The organism is Acidimicrobiales bacterium, assembly GCA_035536915.1.
Classification (GTDB): Bacteria; Actinomycetota; Acidimicrobiia; order Acidimicrobiales; family JAHWLA01; genus JAHWLA01.
The window spans coordinates 1-21,659 of sequence record DATLNE010000008.1 but is presented as its reverse complement, the minus strand read 5'-3'; the positions used below and the strand labels follow the sequence as shown (position 1 = coordinate 21,659).

The 21,659-nt window shown below is 69.9% G+C and carries 18 protein-coding genes; 9 read left to right on the top strand and 9 right to left on the bottom strand.

Annotated elements, in window-relative coordinates:
* Nucleotides 1-130: 130 nt before the first annotated feature.
* The 3 genes from VM938_02060 to VM938_02050 are packed head-to-tail and all read right to left on the bottom strand — an operon-like array spanning nt 131 to nt 3,088.
* Nucleotides 131-1,549 carry an aldehyde dehydrogenase family protein gene (locus VM938_02060; GenBank protein ID HVF73807.1) on the bottom strand — a complete coding sequence of 473 codons (1,419 nt, stop codon included), beginning with the start codon at nt 1,547-1,549 and terminating at the stop codon, nt 131-133.
* 40 nt (nt 1,550-1,589) lie between these two features.
* Nucleotides 1,590-2,003, bottom strand: coding sequence for an SRPBCC family protein (locus VM938_02055; protein HVF73806.1), 414 nt, complete (start codon nt 2,001-2,003; stop codon nt 1,590-1,592).
* Nucleotides 2,004-2,059: 56 nt separating this feature from the next.
* Nucleotides 2,060-3,088, bottom strand: coding sequence for a hypothetical protein (locus VM938_02050; protein ID HVF73805.1), 1,029 nt, complete (start codon nt 3,086-3,088; stop codon nt 2,060-2,062).
* 220 nt (nt 3,089-3,308) lie between these two features.
* On the opposite strand from VM938_02050, the gene VM938_02045 reads away from it, so the two are divergent.
* Nucleotides 3,309-3,920: a lysoplasmalogenase gene (locus tag VM938_02045; GenBank protein ID HVF73804.1), complete on the top strand. Its 612-nt coding sequence runs from the start codon at nt 3,309-3,311 to the stop codon at nt 3,918-3,920.
* Here VM938_02045 and VM938_02040 read toward each other — a convergent pair.
* Complete coding sequence (locus VM938_02040; GenBank protein ID HVF73803.1) at nt 3,862-4,254, bottom strand: response regulator; 393 nt, start codon at nt 4,252-4,254, stop codon at nt 3,862-3,864. The genes VM938_02045 and VM938_02040 overlap by 59 nt on opposite strands.
* Before the next feature lie 296 nt (nt 4,255-4,550).
* Between VM938_02040 and VM938_02035 the strand changes: the two genes are divergently transcribed.
* Nucleotides 4,551-5,771: a hypothetical protein gene (locus tag VM938_02035; protein ID HVF73802.1), complete on the top strand. Its 1,221-nt coding sequence runs from the start codon at nt 4,551-4,553 to the stop codon at nt 5,769-5,771.
* Nucleotides 5,772-5,775: 4 nt separating this feature from the next.
* Here the strand turns inward: VM938_02035 and VM938_02030 are convergent, their stop codons facing one another.
* Both VM938_02030 and VM938_02025 read right to left on the bottom strand, forming a co-directional pair.
* A complete protein-coding gene (locus VM938_02030) occupies nt 5,776-7,638 on the bottom strand; it encodes a CocE/NonD family hydrolase (protein HVF73801.1) in 1,863 nt (620 codons plus the stop codon).
* A 114-nt stretch (nt 7,639-7,752) separates the two neighbouring features.
* The gene (locus VM938_02025; protein HVF73800.1) at nt 7,753-8,376 is read right to left on the bottom strand and encodes a hypothetical protein; all 624 of its coding nucleotides are present in this window, start codon (nt 8,374-8,376) and stop codon (nt 7,753-7,755) included.
* Between the two features lie 86 nt (nt 8,377-8,462).
* Here VM938_02025 and VM938_02020 point away from each other — a divergent pair, with 86 nt between their 5' ends.
* Nucleotides 8,463-8,606: a hypothetical protein gene (locus VM938_02020; protein HVF73799.1), complete on the top strand. Its 144-nt coding sequence runs from the start codon at nt 8,463-8,465 to the stop codon at nt 8,604-8,606.
* Nucleotides 8,607-8,715: 109 nt separating this feature from the next.
* Nucleotides 8,716-10,128 carry a sensor domain-containing diguanylate cyclase gene (locus VM938_02015; GenBank protein HVF73798.1) on the top strand — a complete coding sequence of 471 codons (1,413 nt, stop codon included), beginning with the start codon at nt 8,716-8,718 and terminating at the stop codon, nt 10,126-10,128.
* Here VM938_02015 and msrB read toward each other — a convergent pair.
* From msrB to VM938_02000, 3 genes are read right to left on the bottom strand one after another with little or no spacing between them, the layout of a single operon-like run.
* Complete coding sequence (gene msrB / locus VM938_02010; GenBank protein ID HVF73797.1) at nt 10,071-10,487, bottom strand: peptide-methionine (R)-S-oxide reductase MsrB; 417 nt, start codon at nt 10,485-10,487, stop codon at nt 10,071-10,073. The two genes, VM938_02015 and msrB, sit on opposite strands and share 58 nt — an antisense overlap.
* A gap of 6 nt (nt 10,488-10,493) precedes the next feature.
* Nucleotides 10,494-10,955: a DM13 domain-containing protein gene (locus VM938_02005; protein HVF73796.1), complete on the bottom strand. Its 462-nt coding sequence runs from the start codon at nt 10,953-10,955 to the stop codon at nt 10,494-10,496.
* Nucleotides 10,955-13,834, bottom strand: a complete 2,880-nt coding sequence (locus VM938_02000; protein ID HVF73795.1) for a S8 family serine peptidase — start codon at nt 13,832-13,834, stop codon at nt 10,955-10,957. Before VM938_02000 ends, VM938_02005 begins: the two co-directional genes overlap by 1 nt.
* A gap of 168 nt (nt 13,835-14,002) precedes the next feature.
* On the opposite strand from VM938_02000, the gene VM938_01995 reads away from it, so the two are divergent.
* The 5 genes from VM938_01995 to VM938_01975 form a co-directional block, all read left to right on the top strand.
* Nucleotides 14,003-15,346 (top strand): family 1 glycosylhydrolase, encoded by a 1,344-nt coding sequence (locus VM938_01995; protein HVF73794.1) that lies wholly within the window; start codon nt 14,003-14,005, stop codon nt 15,344-15,346.
* Nucleotides 15,333-16,448, top strand: a complete 1,116-nt coding sequence (locus VM938_01990) for a glycosyltransferase (GenBank protein ID HVF73793.1) — start codon at nt 15,333-15,335, stop codon at nt 16,446-16,448. The genes VM938_01995 and VM938_01990 overlap by 14 nt, the downstream gene beginning before the upstream one ends.
* 7 nt (nt 16,449-16,455) lie before the next feature.
* A complete protein-coding gene (locus VM938_01985) occupies nt 16,456-17,835 on the top strand; it encodes an FAD-dependent oxidoreductase (GenBank protein ID HVF73792.1) in 1,380 nt (459 codons plus the stop codon).
* A 32-nt stretch (nt 17,836-17,867) separates the two neighbouring features.
* Nucleotides 17,868-18,869 carry a zinc-binding dehydrogenase gene (locus VM938_01980; GenBank protein ID HVF73791.1) on the top strand — a complete coding sequence of 334 codons (1,002 nt, stop codon included), beginning with the start codon at nt 17,868-17,870 and terminating at the stop codon, nt 18,867-18,869.
* Nucleotides 18,869-21,659: glycoside hydrolase family 2 TIM barrel-domain containing protein (locus VM938_01975; GenBank protein HVF73790.1), on the top strand; the 2,791-nt coding region annotated here is incomplete at its 3' end. The genes VM938_01980 and VM938_01975, both read left to right, overlap by 1 nt.

The window sequence follows — 21,659 nt, the reverse complement described above, 5'->3', positions numbered from 1 at the left end:
TCCCCCCCGACGGTTGTGTCAAGGGCGCGGTGCCACTCTCAGTGAACCACGCCGATGTCGATTTCTTTCGTCACCTGGAGCGGTGACTCCTGCCCTTAGGGGCGGGCGCGACCGCCGATCAACCGCTTCCTTACAGCTGGAGCGCCTTGACCTCGAGGAACTCTTCCAGCCCGTGGGAGCCAAGCTCCCGGCCCACGCCCGACTGCTTGTAGCCGCCGAACGGGGCCAGCGGGTTGAACGAGCCGCCGTTGACCTCCACCTGGCCGGTGCGCAGCTTGCGGGCCACCTGCTTGGCCTTCTCGGGATCGCCCGACCACACGCCGCCGGCCAGGCCGTACACCGTGTCGTTGGCGATCTCGACGGCCTCGTCCTCGGTGTCGTAGGGCAGGATCGACAGGACGGGCCCGAAGATCTCCTCCTGGGCGATCGTCATGTCTGTGCGCACCTCGGAGAACACGGTGGGCCGCACGAAGTAGCCCTTGTCGAGGCCCTCGGGCGGCTCGACGCCACCGGTCAGCAGCTTGGCCCCCTCCTCGATGCCCTTCTCGATGTAGCCGCGCACCCGGTCGCGCTGGGCGGCCGACACCAACGGGCCCAGGCGGGTGCCGTCGGCTGTGGGGTCGCCGGGGGTGTAGCTCTCGGCCGCCTGCACGGCGATCTCCTCGGCCTCGGCCAACCGGCTGCGGGGCACGACCATGCGGGTCAGGGCGCTGCAGGTCTGGCCCGAGTTGAGGAAGCACTTGCCCACGCCGTCGCTCACGGCCTTGGTGAAGTCGGCGTCATCGAGGATGACGTTGGCCGACTTGCCGCCCAGTTCGAGGGCCACCCGCTTGACCGTCTGGGCCGCCACCTCGGAGACCCGCTTGCCTGCCCGGGTCGAGCCGGTGAACGACACCATGTCGACCAGCGGGTGGGCGGCGATGGCCTCGCCCACGACGGGACCGACGCCGGTGACGAGGTTGAACACGCCCGCGGGCAGCCCGACCTCGTCGATAATCTCGGCCAGGATGAAGGCGTTGAGGGGCGCCACCTCGCTGGGCTTGAGCACCACCGTGCAGCCCGCGGCGAGCGCAGGCGCGACCTTGGCGGCGATCTGGTGCAGCGGGTAGTTCCAAGGCGTGATGCAGCCGACGACGCCGACCGGCTCACGCACGATCAGGGAGTTGCCGACCTGCTCCTCCCACGGGAAGGAATCGACGATCTGGGGCATCGACCCGAAGGTCATGGTGGGCAGCCCGGCCTGGATGATCATCGACAGGTTCATGGGCATGCCGACTTCGGCGGCCACGGTGGAGGCGATCTCCATCATGCGGGCCTGCAGGCCCTCGGTGATGCGCTGGAGGTACTTACCCCGTTCCTCGACCGACGTCTCGGCCCACGCCGGGAAGGCGGCCTTGGCGGCCTGGACGGCGCGGTCGACGTCGTCGGGCGTCCCCTCGGGGATGCGGCCGATGACCTCTTCGGTCGTGGAGTTGAGGACATCGATGGTGCCCGAGCCCGTCGAGGCGATCCACGTGCCGTCGATGTAGAGCTTGTCGCGGTCCTGCATAGGAGCCTCCCCCTGCATGGAAACTGATACGTGTGTCACCTTAGGCCAGCCGGACATCCAAACGGGCACCGGCGCGGCGTACCTCTTGCGCCAGCACAAGGTCGAGGCCGGGCAGCCACGCCGAGCCCCCGTAGTGCAGGTGCATGGTGAGCTCGGTGCCCTCGCCCGCCGGCCGCACCTCGGCCGACAGCACCCATGGCGAGTGCTCCCGACCGTCGAGCTCGGCCCGCTCGAAACGCACGTAGGCCGCATCGCAGGCGGTACGCACAATGCGGACGCGCTTGGTCCGCTTGAACGGGCCGAGGCGGGCGCCCAGCTCGACCACCCAGGCGTCGCCGTCGGGTGTGACAGCCTGAACGATGCCCAGCCACTGCGGATAGGTGGTGAGGTCGGCCACCGCGACAGCCACCCGATCGGGTGGGGTGCCGAGTGATGCGGTCGAAGTCAGGTCCACAAGCCGGCGAGTCTGCCAGGCTGGTTCGACCCTCGGTCCGCCTCGGAAGGCCTCGGCTACACGCAGGACTGGTGAACGGCCTTGGGCACTACAAGGAAGAAGGAGGCGCGGGTATTGGTCGTCCAGGTGGCCATCACCTGGATGGCCACTTTGGACGAGCACATGAAATGCGCCTGTTGCCAGTCGATTGCGGGCGAGTTGTCGAACACCGTGTTGCCAGGCTTCTGCTGGTACATGACCCCAGCGTACGGCGCCACTGTCTTCGTGAAGCACGCGCCGATTGCGCTGCCGGAGTACGGCGTGTAGACCCCCCCGGTCGAGTTGTAGCAACCGTAGCCACCAACGTACGTGGTGTTTGCGGTCGCGCCCGCCTTCACGTTTGTCGGGAAGAACCGGACGTCGAGCGTGCTCATGCCACCCGCTGAGATCGTCTGGGTTGTGATCTCGTCGACGGCGCACAAGAACGCTCCCGGGCAGTGGGCCCTGAACGTCACCTGCCCCTCGCTCCTGCGGGCCTCCGCCTCCAACTCGGCGAGTACGAGTCCTGCGTTGGCGAGCAGTCCGACGGCGGCGAGACCCACGGCGGCCGGGCAGGTGGGAGGAGCGAAGATGCACGCGATCGCCATGGCACTCACGATGCCGACGACGATGAAGATCCGGGCGAACGTCATCCAGTCGAACGCTGCCGTGTACGTCAGCTGGCCTTCGAACAGGCCGTTCACCGCCCACGACACGTAGTGGGCGTCGCTCGCTAGCTCGAGGTGCTTGTCACCCATCCAGGCCAAGCCCTCGGCAACGCCACGGACGCCCTCCTGGAAGTCGTCACCGGTAACGAGGGATCTCAACTGTTCCAGAGCGGCGATCTGCTCGGCCGTCTCCGCCCGCAAGGTCCTGATGGTGCTCGGCAGGTCTTGGGCCACTTGAACGAGGCGATTGGCCGCTACGGGGCGGGATTCGGCAATCAAGGCCTTCTCGAACGGCAGCCGATCAAGGGGCAGGGCCGCGGCCAGGGCCCGAACCTGCTCGTCGAGGCTGCGTGGCTCGCTCGCTCTGGAAGGGGCTGCGATCATGCCCGAGGCGATCATGGCTCCGACGAGGAATGATGCCAGGAGGCCCTTGGCCGGCCGCATGGAAGGTCGTCGCACGTGTTTCCCCCTGTTCAGGGACCCGCCCCGGCGCACCGACGCATCACCCAATTGCCAGGAGTGTGACGATTGCCGGGAGGGCAGTCAACTGTTGTGCCCCCGGCGAGCAACCGCTGTCGCCGTCGGGCATCGGCGGGCGAGTCTGCCAGGCTGAGCGCCGATGACAGCCCTGGTGGTCGCTATCGCCGTGTTCGCCGTGGCCGACTGGGTGGCGGTGACGCGAGGCGACAAGCGGCTCGAGTACGTGGCCAAGCCCGCCACCACCGCCCTGCTCGTCGTCGCCGCACTGGCCTTGCAGCCCGAGGACTCGACCCAGCGGGCCTGGTTCGTCGCCGCCTTGGTCCTGTCGTTGGCGGGCGACGTGTTCCTCATGCTCCCCCGCGACGCCTTCGTGCCCGGCCTGGCCTCGTTCCTCCTGGGCCACTTGGCCTACATCGCCGGCCTGTGGCGGGAAGCCGGCGACCTCACCCCGCTCGTCGCCGTGCCCCTTGTGCTGGCAGGGGTGCTCGGCGTGCGCATCGTGCGCTCGATCGACGACCGCAAGCTGCTCGGCCCCGTCGTCGTCTACATGCTCGTCATCACCGCCATGGCCTGCGTGGCCGCCACCACCGGCGACTGGCGGGCGTTCGTCGGCGCCGTTGTGTTCATGGCGTCGGACTCGATGATCGCCTGGAACCGCTTCGTGTCGCCGTTCCCCTACGCCCGCCTGGCCATCATGTCGACGTACCACCTGGCGCAGGCGCTCCTCGTCCTCTCCCTGCTGCGTCGATGACCCGGAACAGGGCGGTGTGGTCGATCTTGCTCACCGCCGTCATGTCGAGGCGCCGCAAGTCAGCGGACATGCCCGGCGACAGGTAGGCGGAGAACAACACGATGGGCCCGTCGTAGCCGCGGTCGCGCAACTGGGCCCCGACCTCCAGCCCGGTCATGCCCGGCATCATGTGGTCGAGCACCACGAAGTTCGGCGGGTCGGCGTCGTCGAACGCAGCCAACGCCGTCTCGCCGCAGTCGGCGTCGGTGACGGCCCAGCCCCGGGCTTCGAGGGAGAGCTTGAGCCACTGGCGTACGTCGTTGGCGTCGTCGACCACCAGGATCCGCTGCGCCATGGCCTGCCCTTCCCTGCCGCCCCGACCCGGGGACATCGCGCCCTCACGCTACCCGCGTACGAAATCTCCATATATCTCGGGTAGCATTTTCGTAAATACCATTCGGACATTTACAACAAACCACTTCAGGGCGGTCATCGAAAACCCGATGCCGTGGGAGTGGGAGCCCGTCTGGCCCACCGCCAACGAAGGAACCCATGAACCCTCGCCCTGCCCCGCAGCCTGTCTTCCCTACGCGCGCGAGGGCATCGGTACCCGCTCGGATCGGCACCCTCGGCCTGGCGTTCTGCTTTGCCGTGTTCGTGCTGCTCGTGTGGGGGGCGATGCGCGACACCGCCTCCGCCGACGACGTCGTCGCTGAGCCCACGCCCGCGGCCGCCACCGCCGACGAAGCGGTGACACCGGAGCCCGACCCCGAGCCCGAGCCTGCGGCCGAACCCGAGCCTGCGGCCGAGGTCGTTGCCGACCCCGAACCCGAGCGTGAGCCCGTCGTGGTAACCGAGCCTGAGGCGGAGCCCACGCCTGAGCCGGTGGCCGACGACGTCGCCCCCGTCGACGAGCCTGTCGTCGTCGATGAGCCCGCCGAGGTCGTGGTCGTCGAACAAGCCACGATGCATGCGGCACCGGTCGAGAACGACAACGTTGAGGAGTCGACGGTGGCCCCTGCCCTCGTCGCCCCGCCCGCCGTGCACCAGTGCAACGCCGACACCTACCCCACCAGCGCGGGCTGGGAAGCGACGTGCGTGGTCACAGTGGAGAACACCATCGGCAATGACGGCGCCACCTCCTCGACCGTCACCACCATCTGGTGCCTGGCCGAGGCGGGCGTCCTCCCGCCCGAGGGCTGCGACGCCGACGTGGTGACAACCGACCAGCTCGTGACCACCGTCAACCAGTGCAACGGCATCCTGGCCGGCGGCAGCAACGTGACGTGTTCGGTCCAGGTGATCAACAACGTGCCCTTCGGCACGCCCACCACCGGGGTGACCGTCAACCAGTGCATCGGCTCAGGCCAGGGCGGCGTATCGCCCGGCGGCCCACCGACCAACTGCGATCCTGAGGACAGCAGCACCAGCGGCGCCACCGTGACCCAGTGCAACGGCTCGGCCAACGGCGGCGGCGGCCCGGAGCGAGTGCAGTGCACGGTCGACGGAGCGGTGACCGCCATCCCGGTGACGGTCAACCAGTGCAACGGCTCGACCGCAGCAGGCAGCACGGTGACGTGCGACGTCACCTACACCAACAACTTCGCCGCGGCCGTCGTCGACCCCGACCTCACCCCGCCGATCGACGGGCCCGTGGCCGACGGGGGCGATGCCGATGTCGACACCGAGCGCACGGCGACGTTCCGCTCAGGGACGACGTCGAGGTCCTCCTCGCGTTCCACCCTGACCGCGACCACGGCCACCGGCCTGGCCGCCACCGGCTCCCCCACGGGGATCCTATTGGCCGTCGCCCTGCTGTTCCTGGCCCTGGGCAGCCTGCTCCTGGCCGGTTCGAAGCGCCGCCTGGTCTAGCCCTCTAGCCGTTGGGCCGGGCGATGCAGCGCACGGCTTCCTGCGCCCCGCACGGCAGGGCAGGCCCGAGGGCCACGCCGGCAAGCGGGACCACCGGCAGCGACAGCCGTGACGGGTGCGCAGCGTCGTGCAGCACGGTGTTGACCGCAGGCGCCCGCTTGGGCACGTAGGCGTAGTAGCTGTCGACGGCAGGCGGGGCGGTGACCTTGAGCACGATGCGATGGCCCGGCCGGAACACGTGCCCCACGGGGAAGACCTCGACCAGGTACTCGTAGGCCTGGCCCGGCACGATGAGCTCGGCCGACGTGTGGGGCCGGTGCGGGCGCACCAAGCGGCCGCCGAAGTAGTCGCTGGCGGCGGCGTCGACCGCCCGGTGGCTGGCTCGCAGCAACCCCCGCTGCAGGTACGTGCGGCTGCCGTCGGGCCCTTCGTCGACCAGTTGCAGGAACAGCTCGGTGTCGGGCGCCGTACTCGTCAGCCACACGTTGGCGGTAATGGGGCCGACGATCGCCGTGGGATCGGCCATCGGGGCGCTGCGGTAGGCCACCTCGTCGGGGCCGTCGGCCGTGGTGAACGGCGGCCCGAACGACGGGCCTGCCTGGTAGCTCCACGCCTGGCGCTCGCTGCCCGCCACGAAGCTGTCGCCCGCCTCCACCAGGCCCGGACCGGCCGTGGTCAAGCGGTTGCCCGCGCCCAGGTACCAGTCCTTGTACGTCGTGGTCTCCAACGGGAACGACGCACTGTCGATGCGGGCGTTCGATGTCAGCGTGCCCCCGCTGCGGTGGTACTCCAGCAGCGTCGTCACCGACGCCGCCTTCTGGCCGAGCCCACCGAACGACGGCGTGCGGGCCAGGTCCATCCAGTGGTCGATCCACGCCTTGCGGTCGCCCCACACCTCGGGGCCGGTGTAGGCGGGGTTCTGGGTGTTGTGGTCGCCGTTGGTGATCACCAGCCGCTTGGGCACCCTGTGCACGTTCTCGAACAGGTGGGTGGGGCCACGGGGCCCGGTCTGTTCGTCCTGGTAGGCGCCGGTGATGTGGAGCGGCACGTCGATCAGGTGGGCGAATGTGATGAGCGACTTCGACTGCCACCAGGCGTTGTCGGTGTCGGTTGTGCCGTTGACGATGGGGTCGTTGGCCACCGTGCGGGTCTGGGTGGCGGCGTTGGCCGCGCAGCGCTCCTGGCGCTGCGGGTCGTCGTCGGCCTCCTCGGGCCGCACGATGCCCGGGGCTGTGCCGCCCAGCTCGTCGTAGGCCATGCGGATGCCCCCCGCCCACAGCAACGGGAAGCCGTAGTTGCTCACGCCGCCTGGGTAGGTGATGCCGCGGTAGAGGTCGTCGATGAGGCCCGACACGCTGGCCACCCGCAGGTTCTTGGGCTGGGTGGCGGTGATCATGAAGCCGGTGATGCCGCCGTAGGAGTGGCCGATGAGGGCGACCTTGCCGTTCGCCCACGGCTGCCGGGGGATCCAGTTGTCGATGATGTGCTTGCCGTCGAGGGCCGCCTGCCACGAGAACAGGTCGAACTCGCCGCCCGAGCACCCCGTGCCGCGCACCGAGGCGTGCACGGTCACGTACTCGCCGTTGAACCGCCTGCTGAGCTGGCGGCTGTCTTCTTGCAGCGGGAAGAACGTTGTGCCCGTCTGCTCGGCGTAGTCCTTGCTCAAGGTGCCGTCTTCGGCCGAGCCGCCGTCGTAGCCGCTCATCTCGAACAGCGTGGGGTACGTCTGGCCCGCCACGTAGTTGTCGGGCAGCCGCACGTTGACGGCGATCTCCACGCCGTCGGCCATGGTCACGAACTGGTTGGGCGCGGCGCGGGCCACGTCGGCCCCGGGCACGAGCACCAGCGAGGCGGCGACTGCCAGCACGCCGGCCACCAGTGCAGCGGCGCGGCGAGGACGATGAGATGAAGAGGTTCCCCCGAACATGGCGCACCACTTCGACACGGCGCAGCCCAGCACCTTTTATGCCATTTCCTACCGTTACCGGCCGTGCTGCTCCCGGACCGACGACCAGTCGCCCTCCGACTGCACCAGCGTGCCGCGCACCTCCTGCACACCGCCCTCGTCGTCCTCGCTGGTGACGGTGGCCACGGGCTGGTCGCCCTGCACCACGTCGACCCGGATGGGGTCGTGACGCCGGAGGACCTCTGCCATTTCGGGGTCGTCGGTGGTGACCGACAGGGTGACGCCGCGTTCGGCCGCCAGTTGCTCGGCCGGGCCCTTGGCGCCCAGGCCGCCTCCCATGACGAAGCCCAAGGTGGAGCCCGCGGCCAGGCCCACGCCGATGGTGATGACGAGGCGGGTGGCCAGGTTCACGTCGCCGAAGGCGACGAAGGCGGCGGGGATGCCCAGCAGCCCGCCGATCAGCCCGCCGATCATGGTGCCGACCAGCAAGCCCTTGGTCATCTCCTTGGTGAAGGGGCCGACGCTGCCCGCCCCCGCCGAGGTGTGCTCCATCTCCTCGCGCATCTCGGCCTGCAGGGCCGTGCGGTTGTCGGCCCGTCCGCCCACCTGCACGTCGGTGGCGCCGCCGGCCCGCACCGCCTCGGCGGCCGCCTGCGCGGCCTGTTTGTCTGCGAATACGGCGATCAGGCGTTGAGCCACGACGTCCTCCTACCAACGGGTTGTCCCAAAAGACCGTTGCCCGGCACTGGAAGGCTGCAAACCCTCGCCGGGGTATGGCGACCGGCATGGAACGCGATCCCGTCCCCGTCGACCCCGAAGGCGACCCCGGCGCCGAGGCCGAGTTCCTTCGGCCCGACGACGTGCCTCCCGAGGTGGCCGAGGGATGGGAGCGGGACGACCCCGCCGCGGGCCAGGCCCCCACCGGCTAGAGAGGTTCACCCGGCGCCGACGCGCGCCGATAAAGCTTGTGTGAGACCCGTGTACCACGGGTCGCAAAGGGCACCGGGGGGTGCATTGCCTCAGCGCGCACGGCGGCGGATGGTCGTGTTCGGGGCGGTGTTCATGGCCGCCCTGTGCGGCCTGGCTGCTGTGATCCTTGCCTCCCAGCGCGACTCTCGCGCCGCCCTCCAAGACCGGTTCGAGACCCGCTTGGCGATGGCCAACGAGTTCGTGGCGGGCTACACCGAGGACCTGTTGACGCGAGAGTCGGCCGTCGGGGCCGCTCGGCTGGGCGGCGAACGACTCGACCCCGGGACCTTCGAAGAACTGGCCGCGGGCTTCGGCTTCACCGCCGCCGTGGTGCTCGACGCCGAGGGACGCGTGCTCGCCGTCCACCCCTCCGCCCCCGCCCTGCTCGGCGCCCGGCTTACCGACCGCTACGCCCACCTGCGGGCGGCGGCAGAGGGGAGGCCCACCGTGTCGGGCGTGGTGCCCTCGGCGGCGGAGCAGAAGCCGGTCGTCGCCTTTGCCGCTCCCTTCGCCACCGCCACCGGTGAACGACGGGTGCTCAGCGGCGCCTTCAGCATGGAGGACTCCCCCATCGGCGCCTACCTGCGCCACGCCATCCCCATCCGCGGCCATGAGCTCTTCCTGCTCGACGACACCGGCGTGGTGCTGGCGGGCACGCGGGGCATGGGCCAACCGCTGGCCGCCGTCGACGGAGCCCTCGCCGATGCACTGGCCGACGGGGCCAGGGGCAACTACGACAAGGACGGCGACGAGCATCGTTTCTTCGTGCTCGACGTCGAGCGCAGCCCGTGGCGCATCGTGCAGTCGGCCCCCACCCGACAGCTTTACCGCCCGTTGGGACCCACGACCTACACCTCGTGGCTCGTGTTCGCCTTCTTGGCCCTGGTCGGCACCTTGGTGCTCGGCGTGGTGCGCAGGCTCTACCTCCGGGAAGCGGCCTTGGAGGGGCTCTCGCACCAGGACCCGCTGACCGGCCTCGCCAACCGGCGCCGCCTCGACGACGCCGTGGCCCGCATCGACGCTGCCGCTGCCCGGTACGGCACCACAACCGGCGTGCTCGCCCTCGACGTCGACCACTTCAAGCGGGTCAACGACACCCACGGCCACGCCGTCGGCGATGTCGTGCTGCGGGCTGTGGCCGAGCGAATGGAGGCCACCCTTCGGCCCAGCGACGTGGTCGCCCGCCTGGGCGGCGAGGAGTTCCTGGCCATCCTCCCGGCCAACGACCTCGACGGCGTGGCCGCAGTCGGCGAGCGGCTGCGGCTGGCCGTGGCCGAACCGGTGACGCTGGACAGCGGCGAGACCGTGTTGGTCACCGTGAGCATCGGCTGCGCGGCCGGGCCGGAGGTGGCCCCCTTGCTGCGGACGGCCGATGCCGCCGTCTACCGGGCCAAGGCCGCAGGCCGTAACCGGGTCATGGTCGACTACTCGGGCGACGCGGCCTCGGGGTCGAGTTCGAGCGCGGCGGAGTTGATGCAGTAGCGCAGGCCGGTGGGCTGGGGGCCGTCCTCGAAGACGTGGCCCAGGTGCCCGCCGCAGCGGCGGCACACCACCTCCGTTCGCACCATGCCGTGGCTGGAATCGGTGCGGGCCTCGACGGCCTCGGCCACCGCAGGCTCGGTGAAGCTGGGCCAGCCGCTACCCGAGTCGAACTTGGTGTCGGAACTGAACAGCACGGCGCCGCAGCCTGCGCAGCGGTACATGCCGTCGTCGTGGCAGTTGACGTACTTGCCCGTGAAGGCCGGCTCGGTGCCCGCTTGGCGCAACACCTGGTAGCGCTCCGGGTCGAGGCGGGCCCGCCACTCTTCTTCGGTGGTAGGGAGGTCGGTCTGGTCGGCCATGGGTGGTCAGCTCACTTTCACGTCGGCAGAGGCGAACGGCACGCTGAACCGCTTGCACCACACCACGGCGGTGCGGTGCCGGGACAGGTCGGTCCCCTCGGGGATGGCGTAGGTCTGGTCACCGATGTTGCCCTTCAGCGTGCCCAGGTCGACGAAGTCGTCGTCGAAGGCGCCCCACGGGGCATCGGGCGGCGCCGCCGAGAGGTAGACGCGCAGGTCGGGGCCGTTGGAGACGCGGAGGTCGTCCAAGTGCAGCACGGGTCGGCCGGGATCGATGATCGACGCCGTGCCCGACGCCTCGTGCTCGAGCCCCCGGAACGTCCCCGTGGCCAGCACCCGACCGGCAGGGGCAACCAGGTCGCCGGTGCGGTCGTCGACGAACAGCTTGTGGGGCTCGAACCAGGCGACGGCGACGGCAGCCGCAGCGGCCACGACGAGCACCGCGGCGGCGACCCACCGACGTCGCATTACTTGTCGAGGCCGCCTACGGAGACGACGGGGTTGGGCGGCGGGTTCGAGCCGAGCGAGCCGTGGAACGGCTTGTTGGAGAAGTTGAAGATGCCGCCGTCCTCGCCGACCATCAGGTAGCCGTCGCCGAAGCGCACCATGCCGGTGACCGGCTTGTTGAGCGGTGTGCTGCCCATCGAACCGCGGAACGGCGCCTGGAAGGAGAAGATGCCGCCGTCGGAGGCCACCAGCCAGTAGCCCACGCCGTCGCCGTCGGGCACCAGCGACTGCACCGGCTTGTTGAGCGGCTTGCCGCCCATGGAGCCGAAGAATGTGGCGTCGCCGAAGGTGAAGATGCCGCCGTCGGAAGCGACCATGTAGTAGCCCCGGCCCGTCGGCGTCGACACCGAGTCGAGCACCGGGCCGTTGAGCACTGTGGTTGTCATGTCGCCGTAGAACGGGGCACCGCCGAAGGGCATGACCCGGCCTCGGGTGGTGAACAGCCAGTAGCCCGCGCCCTTGGGGTTGGCCGACATGCTGGTGACGATCTCGCCGGGCGCCAGCCCGCCTGCCGGCTGGCCCGCGTGCTTGGCGTCACCGAAGGTGAAGATCTCGCCGATCTCGGTCAGGACCCAGTAGCCGTTGCCGCTCGGCGTCGGCTCCAGGTCGACCACATTGCCCCGAGCTCCGTCGAGGTCGCCGTAGTGCTTGGCGTCGCCGAAGTTGTAGACGTTGCCTACCCGGTCGGCCATCCAGTAGCCGGAACGGGCCGGAGGCGGCGGCGGCGCGGTGGTCGTGGTGGTGGTCGGTGCCGTCGTGGTCGTGGGTGCCGCCGTGGTCGTCGTGGTCGGTGCCGACGTGGTGGTGGTGGGCGGCAGCGTCGTGGTGGTCGTCGTCGTCGTGGTGGTGGTGGTCGTCGTGGTCGTGGTGGTCGTCGGGGGCGGCGCAGGCTCCGACTCGGTGGCGAAGTACAGGCGCTCGGCAAACCCCATGGTGCGGGGCTCAGCGGCGGTGTCGGCCACCCCGCCCACCCGCAGGGAGTACGGGCGGGAGTACGCCAGCGCTGCGCTCGGGTCGACGGTGACGGTCTGGGCGTCGGTCATCGACACGGCGGCGGGCACCACCAGGCCGGTGACGCCGTCGACCACCTGCACGGTGTTCGAGTTCACCGAAGCGGGGTCGAGCGCCGCCGCAAAGCTCAACGTGAACGACTGCGACGCCCCGACGTTGGTGGCCCCGTCGGCCACGTTGCTCGCCTGCAGCAGCCACAGGCGATCGGGGCTGTTGTCGGCCTGGGCCACGCCCGCCACCGTCGTCTGCAGCGCATAGCTGCCGGGCGACGTGGTGCCGTGCCAGTTCCAGATCCGCACCCAGTACGTGCCCGCGGAGGCGTTGAAGGTGGCGATTTCAGGCTCGTCGAGAAACGCCTCGTCGCGGTAGGCCAACTCTGTGCCGTCGGGGGCGTAGACCTGCAGCACCGGGTCCATGGCGACGTACGGCAGGGCGGGGTCGACGGGGGGCGTGACCGTGATCGTCACCACTTGCGACGACGGCACGTTGACGCGGAACCAGTCGACGTCGCCTTCCGGCGAGATCGACGCCGTCGTCGACTGCGGCGAGCCCAAGGTCGGGCTGGGCGCGGCCTCGCCGTTGGGTTCGTAGCTGTCACGGGCGGCGGCGGCGACCGACGGCGACGCCGTGCCACCCACGGCAGCAGCAGCATCGAGCAAGCCGAAGCCGTGCACGTGGTCGACGCCCCGGAAGCCGCGGTCTTGGGCCGTCTTCTTCAGGCGGTCGGCCACTTGGGCCACCGTCCACGAAGGGTTCTGCGTGCGCACCAAGGCGGCGGCGGCAGCCACCAAGGGCGAGGCGAACGAGGTGCCGTCGCCTTCGGCGTACGCAGCCGGGTCGCTGGTGCCTCGCACCCCGGTGCCAGGGGCGACGACGTCGATCCACGAGCCGTAGTTGGAGAAGTAGGCGAAGCGACCGGTCGGGTCGGTAGCACCCACGGCGAGCGCCTGCGGGTGGGCGGCCGGGAAGAACGGGTAGTTGACGCCGTCGTTGCCCGCGGCAGCGACCACGACGACGTTGGCGGCCACGGCGTCGGCCACGGCGGCGTCGAGGGCTGCCGTCGTGCCCGGCCCGCCGAGCGAGAGGTTGATCACGTCGGCGCCGTTGTCGACAGCCCACGCCATGCCTTCGATGACGTCGGCGTCGGTGCCTTCGCCTGTGGCGTCGAGCACCCGCACGGGCATGATCGACGCACCCCACGACGCCCCGGCGATGCCCACGCCGTTGTTGGTCACGGCGCCCGCCATGCCCGCCACCATGGTGCCGTGGCCCTGCTCGTCGGAGGGGTCGCTGTCGCCTGCGCCCACGGTGTCGATGCCGGGCACCAGCCGGGCCGCCAAGTCGGGGTGGTCGAGGTCGACGCCGCTGTCGACCACGGCGATCACCTGGCTCGACGAGGCCTTGACGACGTCCCAGGCCCGCTCGAAGCCTGCGGTGGCCAGGTACGACTTCTGCTCGGCGTTGTACTGCGGGTCGTTGGGCACGGCCGCGGCGCGGCGCACATAGTCGAGCTCGGCGGCGGCCACTCGACGGTCGCGCCGGAGGGCGTCGCGGGCGACTTCGGCCCGCTTGCCGTTGGTCTCGACCAGCCGGAAGCCGGTGCGGACCAGTTCGTGGCCGAGCTTCAGGCCGTGCTCGGCCGCCACGCTGTGGGCGGAGGCGCCGGGCACGAAGCGCACAAGCAGCCTGCCCTCGGCGAAACGGGGCGCAGGCGCCGCCTTGGCGGCAGGGCGGAACGGCCGCTCGGGGGCAGCCGAAGCGGCGGCCGGAACAGTGCCGACCGCACCCGATGCGACGACGACAAAGGCAATAAGGAGAGAACGCCCCAAGAGCACCTCATCAGTGTCGCGCCGCAGCTTGTGAAAACGAACGCAATCAGGCGTGATCGGGACGGAAGGTGACGGCCCCGAGTCGTTCCGGCCCCGCATGTGTGCGTTTACCGGTCACTGAGCCCCGGGTAGTGCGCCGGGGCCCGGGCCATCGAGAAGGAGTGGAGGTTGCACGCACGCGCCCGCAGCTCGGCTCGCCGCAAGGTGGAGCTCATCGGCGCGTTCGAGTCGACCTACCAGCCCGCCTTCGACGTCGACGGCATGGAGTCGACGGGCCACGACGGGCAGTGGCAGTCCGACCTCCGACTGCTCCACGACGCCGGGGTGCAGCGCCTGCGCTACCCCATCCGGTGGCACCGGGTCGAGCAGGAGCCCGGGCGCTTCGACTGGCGTCACACCGACGAGGTGTTCGCCTGGATGGCCGACCACGGGCTCTCGCCCATCGTCGACCTCATGCACCACACCAGCTACCCCGCCTGGATCGAGGGCTTCACCGACCCGGCCTTCGGACCCGCCTACCTCCGCTTCCTCGAAGCGGTGGCCGAGCGCTACCCGCACATCGAGGGCTACACGCTGTTCAACGAACCCTTTACCACCTTCCTGCTCAGCGGCCACGAGGGGGTGTGGCCCCCTCACCTGAGCGGCACAGACGGCTTCATCGCCGTGGGCCGGGCAGTGCTGCCCACGCTGGCCGAGGCCAGCCGCCGCTACGCCGAACTGCTCCCCGACGCCGAGCACGTGTGGGTCGACGCGTGCGAGCGCCACATCGCCGCGTCGCCCGAGGGCAAGCCGTTCACCGACTACGCCAACGACCGCCGCTTCTTCGTGCTCGACGCCTTCCTGGGCCGGCACCTCGACGCCGACCGCCCGTTCGTGCGCGACATCGTCGCCAACGACGGCGAGGACCTGCTCCACATCGAGCCGGGCCGGGTCGACGTGCTCGGCCTCGACTACTACGCCCATTGCCAGTGGGAGTTCGTCGGCGACGGCGACGGGCGCATGCACGCCTCGGCCCCGCCCCCGCTGGCTGCGGTGATCGTCGAGTACGCAGACCGCTACGGCCTCCCCGTGCTGCTGGGTGAGACCAACATCCGCGGCTACGCGTCCGACCGGGCCAGTTGGCTCAAGTACACGCTCGAGCAGTGTGAAGCGGCTGTCGACGCCGGTGTCGACGTCCGTGGCTACTGCTGGTTCCCGTTCGTCGACTCGTGTGACTGGGACTCGGTCCTGTGCCGCCACGACGGCAACATCGACCCCGTCGGCGTCTACTGGCTCGACGCCGAGCGCAACCGCAACCCGTCGTGCATGTCGGAAGCCTACGCAGCGGCCGCGAAGGGTACGCCTGCTCAAGAGCTGCCGGCGTTCCGGTTCCGCGAGCCGGTGGCGACGTGGTTGCAGGGGTGGCTTCCGCACATGGCGCACTGGGACTGGCTCGAACCGCCTGTCTACCCGTCCGACCCACCCCCGCCTGCGGGGCCCATCGAATTGAGGATCACCGATGTCGTGGAATGAGCTGGTCGTACTGTCACACCTGCGTTGGCCTTTCGTGTGGCAGCGGCCCCACCACCTCATCAGCCGGCTGGCGGCCGACCAGCCCACGTACTTCGTGGAAGAGCCCGTCTACACCGGCGTGCGCGAGCCGGTACTGCGCTGCAACGACTACGGCCTGGTCACACAAGTGTGGTTGGAGGTGCCCGGTCCCGACCGCCACCTCAACTTCGACGACCCCGCGGCAGCCTCGTACACCGAGCACCTGCTGTCGCTCCTGGGGTGGTCACCCCGTCGCGCCGTGTGGGTCTACACCCCCCTCGCTCTCGACATCGCCCGGGCGCTGGAGCCCGAGTTCCTCGTCTACGACGTGATGGACGACCTCGCCTCGTTCAAGGACGCGCCTGCCGCCCTCCAGGCCAAGCAGGACGAAGCCCTGATCGAAGCCGACGTGGTGTTCGCAGGCGGGCGCTCGCTGCACCGCGGCATCATCGACCGGCGTCCCGACGCCCACCTCTTCCCCAGCGGCGTGGAGAGCGAGCACTTCCTGCCCGCCCGCGCCAACCGCACGCCGCGTCAGCGGCCCACCGCAGGTTTTGTCGGCGTCATCGACGAGCGCATCGACCTCAACCTGCTGGCGGGCTTGGCCGATGCCCTGCCCGACTGGGACATCGAGGTCGTCGGCCCGGTGGCCAAGATCGACGCCGCCGCGCTGCCGCAGGCACCGAACCTCCGTTACCCCGGGCCGTGCCCCTACCAAAAGCTGCCCGAGGTGATGGCTCGCTTCGACGTGGCCCTCATGCCCTTCGCCCTCAACGAGGCCACCCGCGCCATCAGCCCCACCAAGACGCTGGAGTACTTCGCCGCAGGCCTGCCGGTGGTGTCGACCAGCGTGCCCGACGTGGTGGCCGACTACGGCGACGTGGTGGCCATCGCGGATGACGTGGCGGGCTTTGCCGACGCCTGCCGCCAGGCCTTGGCCGAAGACCCCACAGAGCTCGACCGACGGGTGTGGCCCACGCTGCGGCGCCAGCACTGGGACGCCATCGCCGGGCGCATGGCCGCCTTGATGCAGTCCGCCACCGTCGCCACGGTCGCCACGGTCGCCATCGAAGAGACGGCCTAGGCCGACGATGCCCGAACCGAAGATCGTCATCATCGGCGCCGGCCCGACCGGCTTGGGTGCGGGCTACCGCCTGCAGGAACTGGGCTACGACGACTGGGTGATCCTCGAAGCCAACGACTACGTGGGTGGCCTGGCCACCTCGTTCACAGACGAGGCGGGCTTCACCTACGACATCGGTGGCCACGTGATGTTCAGCCACTACACGTACTACGACGACCTCGTCGACAAGCTCATGGGCGGCGACTTCACCGAACTGGAGCGCGAGGCGTGGGTCTGGACCGAGAACCGGTTCATCCCCTACCCGTTCCAGAACAACATCCGCGACCTCGAACCGGAGACGGTCTACGAGTGCATCACCGGCCTCATCGAGGCCCAGCGCCAGGAGCACGACCCCACCAACTTCAAGGAGTGGGTCGACGCGTTGTTCGGCGCAGGCATCGCCGAGCACTTCATGATCCCCTACAACTTCAAGGTCTGGGCCACGCCCGCCGAGCTCATGAACTTCGTGTGGATCGGCGAACGGGTGGCGACCGTCGACGTCAACGCCATCCTGCGCAACGTCGTGCTCCGCGAGGAGAACAAGTCGTGGGGGCCCAACAACACCTTCAAGTACCCCCTGCGCGGCGGCACCGGCCACCTGTACGCGGGCTTGAAGACATTCGTCGACTCCAAGCTCCACCTCAACACCTCGGTGGCCTCGATCGACCCGGTGGCCAAGGAAGTGCGGACGGCCGACGGGCAGGTGTTCGAGTACGACTACCTGCTCAACACCATGCCGCTCAACAAGCTGGTGGGCGCGATGGAGAGCGTGCCCGACGCCGTGCGCAGCGCCGTCGACGGCCTGCACTGGAGCGGCAGCCACATCGTCGGCGTCGGTGTCGACCGGCCCGCCGAGACCACGAAGAACTGGATCTACTTCCCCGAGACCGACATCCCCTTCTACCGGGTCACGTACCTCTCGAACTACTCGCCGTACATGACCCCCGAGCCCGACCAGACGCTGTTCCTCACCGAGACGTCGCGTTCGGTCCACAAGCCCGAGGACGCCAAGACCATCGTGCAGCGGGTGATCGACGGCCTCGTGTCGACCAAGCTCATGAACGAGGCCGACCGCGACAAGGTCGCCACCACCTGGTTGTGCTCACCCGACATGAGCTACCCGGTCCCGTCCGTCACCCGAGACGAGTCGCTGGGCACCATCCAGCCGTGGCTGCGCTCGCGCAACATCTGGTCGCGCGGCCGCTTCGGGGGATGGCTCTACGAGATCGGCAACATGGACCACTCGACCATGCAGGGCGTGGAGTTCGTCGACCACGTGCTCAACGGCGAGCCCGAGACAGTGTGGATCCCTCGCGGTGAGGGAGCCGAAGGCGAGGGCATCCGCTGAGAGGCGTCTATCTGCCCGGGGGCAGGCAGGTCGTGGTCGAGGACAACGTCGACGACCCCTCGCCCGGCCACGGCCAAGTGGTCGTGCAGATGAAGGCCTCGACCATTTGCGGCAGCGACCTGCGGGCGATCTACAGGGAACATCTGGGCACAGGGCCCGAGGCCTACCAAGGCGTGATCGCGGGCCACGAGCCGTGCGGCGAGATCATCGCCGTCGGCCCCGGCTGCCGCCGCTTCGCCGAGGGCGACCGGGTGATCCTCTACCACATCGCCGGCTGCGGGCTCTGTCCCGACTGCCGCATGGGCTACTTCATTTCGTGCACGTCGCCGTTGCGGGCTGCCTACGGCTGGCAGCGCGACGGCGGCCACGCCGACTACCTCTTGGCCGAGGAGTCGACGTGCGTGCCCCTCCCCGACTCGCTCACCTTCCTCGACGGTGCCTGCATCGCCTGCGGGTTCGGCACCGCCTACGAAGCGCTGTGCCGCGTGGGGGCCAACGGCCGCGACGCCGTGCTCGTCACCGGGCTCGGCCCGGTGGGATTGGCGGCGGGCCTGTTGTCGAAGGCCCTGGGCGCCCGCTTCGTCGTGGGGGTCGACATCTCGCCCGAGCGGCGGGCGTTGGCCGAGACGCTCGGGGCGGTCGATTGCACCGTGGCGGCGGGCGACGACGCCGCGGCCGAGGTGCGCGCCCTCACCGCGGGCGAAGGCTGCGAAGTGTCGATCGACTGCTCGGGCGCGCCCTCGGCCCGCGCCACCGCGCTGGCCGCCACGCGGCGCTGGGGCCGGTGCGCGTTCGTGGGCGAGGGCAACCGCCTCGACATCGACGTGAGCTACGCACTGATCCACCCGCAGATCACCGTGTTCGGCTCCTGGGTCACCAGCGTCGGGCGCATGGAGGAACTGGCCCAGCGCCTGGCCCAGTGGGACCTGCACCCCGATCGCACGGTGACCGACCGCTTCTCTCTGGACCGTGCCGAAGACGCCTATGCCTTGGCCGACGAGGGTCGATCGGGCAAGGTCGCCATCGTGCTCTGATGGGCATTGTGCAATTCGACAGTCGCGGTGTCGCCTCCCTCGACGGCTGCTGGGACCTGTTCCCCGGCGACCACTCCCTCGACGAGCTCGACGGCCTGGAACCCCAACCGATCACCGTGCCCGGGCTGTGGGAGGCCCAGGGCTACCTCGAGCTCGATGGGGTGGTGTGGTACCGGCGCACGTTCGCCCTCGAAGAGGTCGAAGGCCACTGGACGTTGCACTTCGGCGCGGTGATGGACATCGCCGACGTGTACGTCAACGGCGTGCACGTCGGCCGCCACGAGGCGCCGTTTACGCCCTTCGACCTCGACGTGGCGGCGCTGTTGGTGCCCGGCGAGAACGTGCTCGCCGTGCGGGTGTACGACCCGGCGCTCGGTGACCCCGAGCACACCCGTATGCCGCACGGCAAGCAGGGGTGGATGAACCACGTGTTCCCCAGCCGGCCGTCGCTCTACATGACCTACGGCGGCATCTGGCAGTCGGTCACCTTGCGCCGCCACGGGCCGATCGTGGTGCGCAACGTCTTCGTCAACGGCGATCCCGACGACGTGGTGGTCGAGGTCGAGCTGGAGAACCGAGAGGACGAGCCCGTCGACGCCCGGGTGGGCATCCGCACCTTGGGCCGCGTCATCGACGTGAGCGAGACAGTGCCGGGGCGCGGCGTGACCGCGGTCAAGGCCGGCCTCGGCCGCACCACCGCCGCTCGGTGGTCGCCCGCGTCGCCCGAGCTTCACGACGTGCTGGTCGACGCTCGCGCCGCGGGCGCGTCGAGCGACGTGCACTCCACCCGCTACGGCTTGCGCACCGTGCGGGTGGAAGGCAGCCGCATGTTCGTCAACGGCGAGCCCTACCGCATGAAGAGCGTGCTGGTGCAGGGCTTCACGGCTAACGAGCTTTATGCCGAGGGGCCACGCGACGAGATCGAGCGTGAGGTGCGGGCGGCCAAGGACATGGGCTTCAACACCCTGCGCCTGCACATCAAGGCCTTCCACCCCACGTACCTCGACGTGTGCGACGAGGTCGGCATCTGGGTGCACTGCGACCTGCCCGTGGCCGAGCCCATCGAGCACCACGAGTTGGGGCGCGACACCTTGGTGGCCCGGCGGTGCATCAACGCCGTCAACGAGCAGGTGCGCCGCGACCGCAACCACCCCAGCATCATCTTGTGGTCGGCCATGAACGAGTTGTGCGACGGGCTGCACGAAGCCCGTTCGTGGGACGCCTACGAGGAGTTCGCCCGGGCTCTGGTGGCCGCCGTCAACGACGCCGACGGCACCCGGCCGGTCATCGAGAACGACTGGATCGAGCCCGACCCCGACCGCATCTTCGCCTCGCCGTTCATGACCGCCCACTGGTACGGCCGACTGCACCGCGACTACCTCGACAAGATCGAGCGCAACTCCAAGAAGTTCTCGGGGACGGGGCGAGTGTTCTTCGTCTCCGAGTACGGCGACTGGGGCCTGCCGGAGATGCCCGACCTGGCCGACCCGCCGTTCTGGGACACGCGAGAGACCTACGCAGTGGGGCTGGCGGGCACCTTGTGGCCCGCCACCATCGGCCGCTTCCTGTTGGAGACCCAGCGTTACCAAGGGTTGTCGGACCGGCTCCAGACCGAGGTGTGGCGCAGGCACCACGACATCTCCGGCTACTGCCTCACCGAGCTGACCGACGTGCCCCACGAACTGAACGGATTGCTCGACCTGCACCGGCGGCCCAAGCTGCTGGCGGTGGCCGAGGTGACGCGGGCCAACCAGGTCGTGCTGCCGATGCTGGAGCTCGACTCGCTGGTGGGCGCCGCCGGGCAGGTGTTGCGGGCCACGGTCCACGTGTCGAACGACGGGCCGCCGTTGGAGGACGTCACCATCGAGGCCCGCTTCGGCGAGACGGCCACGCCCCTCGACATCGACGAGTTGTTGGCGATGGACGCCTCCGACCTCCACCACAGCCATGTGCTCGACCGGTTCAGCGAGTCGGTGGCCGAGGTGCGGGTGTCGATGCTGGAGGGCTACCGGCCCACCGAGTTGGGGGAACTGACGATCGTGGTGCCCGACGTGCCCGGCAGCCACGACTTGGTGCTGCGGCTGCGCTGCGGCGACACGCCCGTCTGCGAGAACCGCTACCCCATCCACGTCGTCGACCCGCAGCCGCTCATCGACGCCGGGCTGCGGGTGATCGGCGGCGGGGCCGACGCCCTGCGCTCGGTGGGTGCGATTGTGGGCGACACCGGCCCGTTGGTGATCGGCGAAGGCAGCCTCGACGAGGCGGCGGGCGCCGCGGCTCGTGCGGCGCTCGACGCGGGCCACACCGTGGTGATCCTGGCCCAGCCCGAGGAGGCGGCCCAGCACTACCCGCTGCCGGTGTCGTTGGTGACGGTGGCCACGGTGTGGGGCTCCACGCAGTTCCACTTCACCACCGACCACGGCGCGGTGCCGTCGCTCCCCCGGCGCAACGTGCTGGTGGCCGAGGACTCCACCATCCAGGCCGCCACAGTGGTGGGATCGGTGGACGGCGCCCCCTTCCCCGACACGCCGGTGGTCATCGCCTACAAGCCCGTGCCCGGGGCCTTGACCGGCACCGTGCTCGGGTCCCACGCCGTGGGCCGGGGCCGGCTGGTGTTCTGCCAGTACCGCCTGACCGACCGGGCCGCGTCGGGGGACGCCGCCGCCTGCGCCCTCCTCGCCGACATCCTCCGCTGGGCCGCCGCGCCCCGTCCCGTGATGGGCAGGGAAGCGGTCACCAAGGACGACGGTCGCCAGCTCTTCGCCTACTCCTGGCGCGACGAGGCGGCCC

Bases quoted from the DNA above. Each gene is read 5' to 3' on its own strand.
- VM938_02045 (HVF73804.1), top strand. From the start codon at position 3,309: ATGACAGCCCTGGTGGTCGCTATCGCCGTGTTCGCCGTGGCCGACTGG.
- VM938_02050 (HVF73805.1), bottom strand. From the start codon at position 3,088: ATGATCGCCTCGGGCATGATCGCAGCCCCTTCCAGAGCGAGCGAGCCA.
- VM938_02015 (HVF73798.1), top strand. From the start codon at position 8,716: ATGGTCGTGTTCGGGGCGGTGTTCATGGCCGCCCTGTGCGGCCTGGCT.
- VM938_02040 (HVF73803.1), bottom strand. From the start codon at position 4,254: ATGGCGCAGCGGATCCTGGTGGTCGACGACGCCAACGACGTACGCCAG.
- VM938_01990 (HVF73793.1), top strand. From the start codon at position 15,333: ATGTCGTGGAATGAGCTGGTCGTACTGTCACACCTGCGTTGGCCTTTC.
- VM938_02005 (HVF73796.1), bottom strand. From the start codon at position 10,955: ATGCGACGTCGGTGGGTCGCCGCCGCGGTGCTCGTCGTGGCCGCTGCG.
- VM938_02020 (HVF73799.1), top strand. From the start codon at position 8,463: ATGGAACGCGATCCCGTCCCCGTCGACCCCGAAGGCGACCCCGGCGCC.
- msrB (HVF73797.1), bottom strand. From the start codon at position 10,487: ATGGCCGACCAGACCGACCTCCCTACCACCGAAGAAGAGTGGCGGGCC.
- VM938_02060 (HVF73807.1), bottom strand. From the start codon at position 1,549: ATGCAGGACCGCGACAAGCTCTACATCGACGGCACGTGGATCGCCTCG.
- VM938_01985 (HVF73792.1), top strand. From the start codon at position 16,456: ATGCCCGAACCGAAGATCGTCATCATCGGCGCCGGCCCGACCGGCTTG.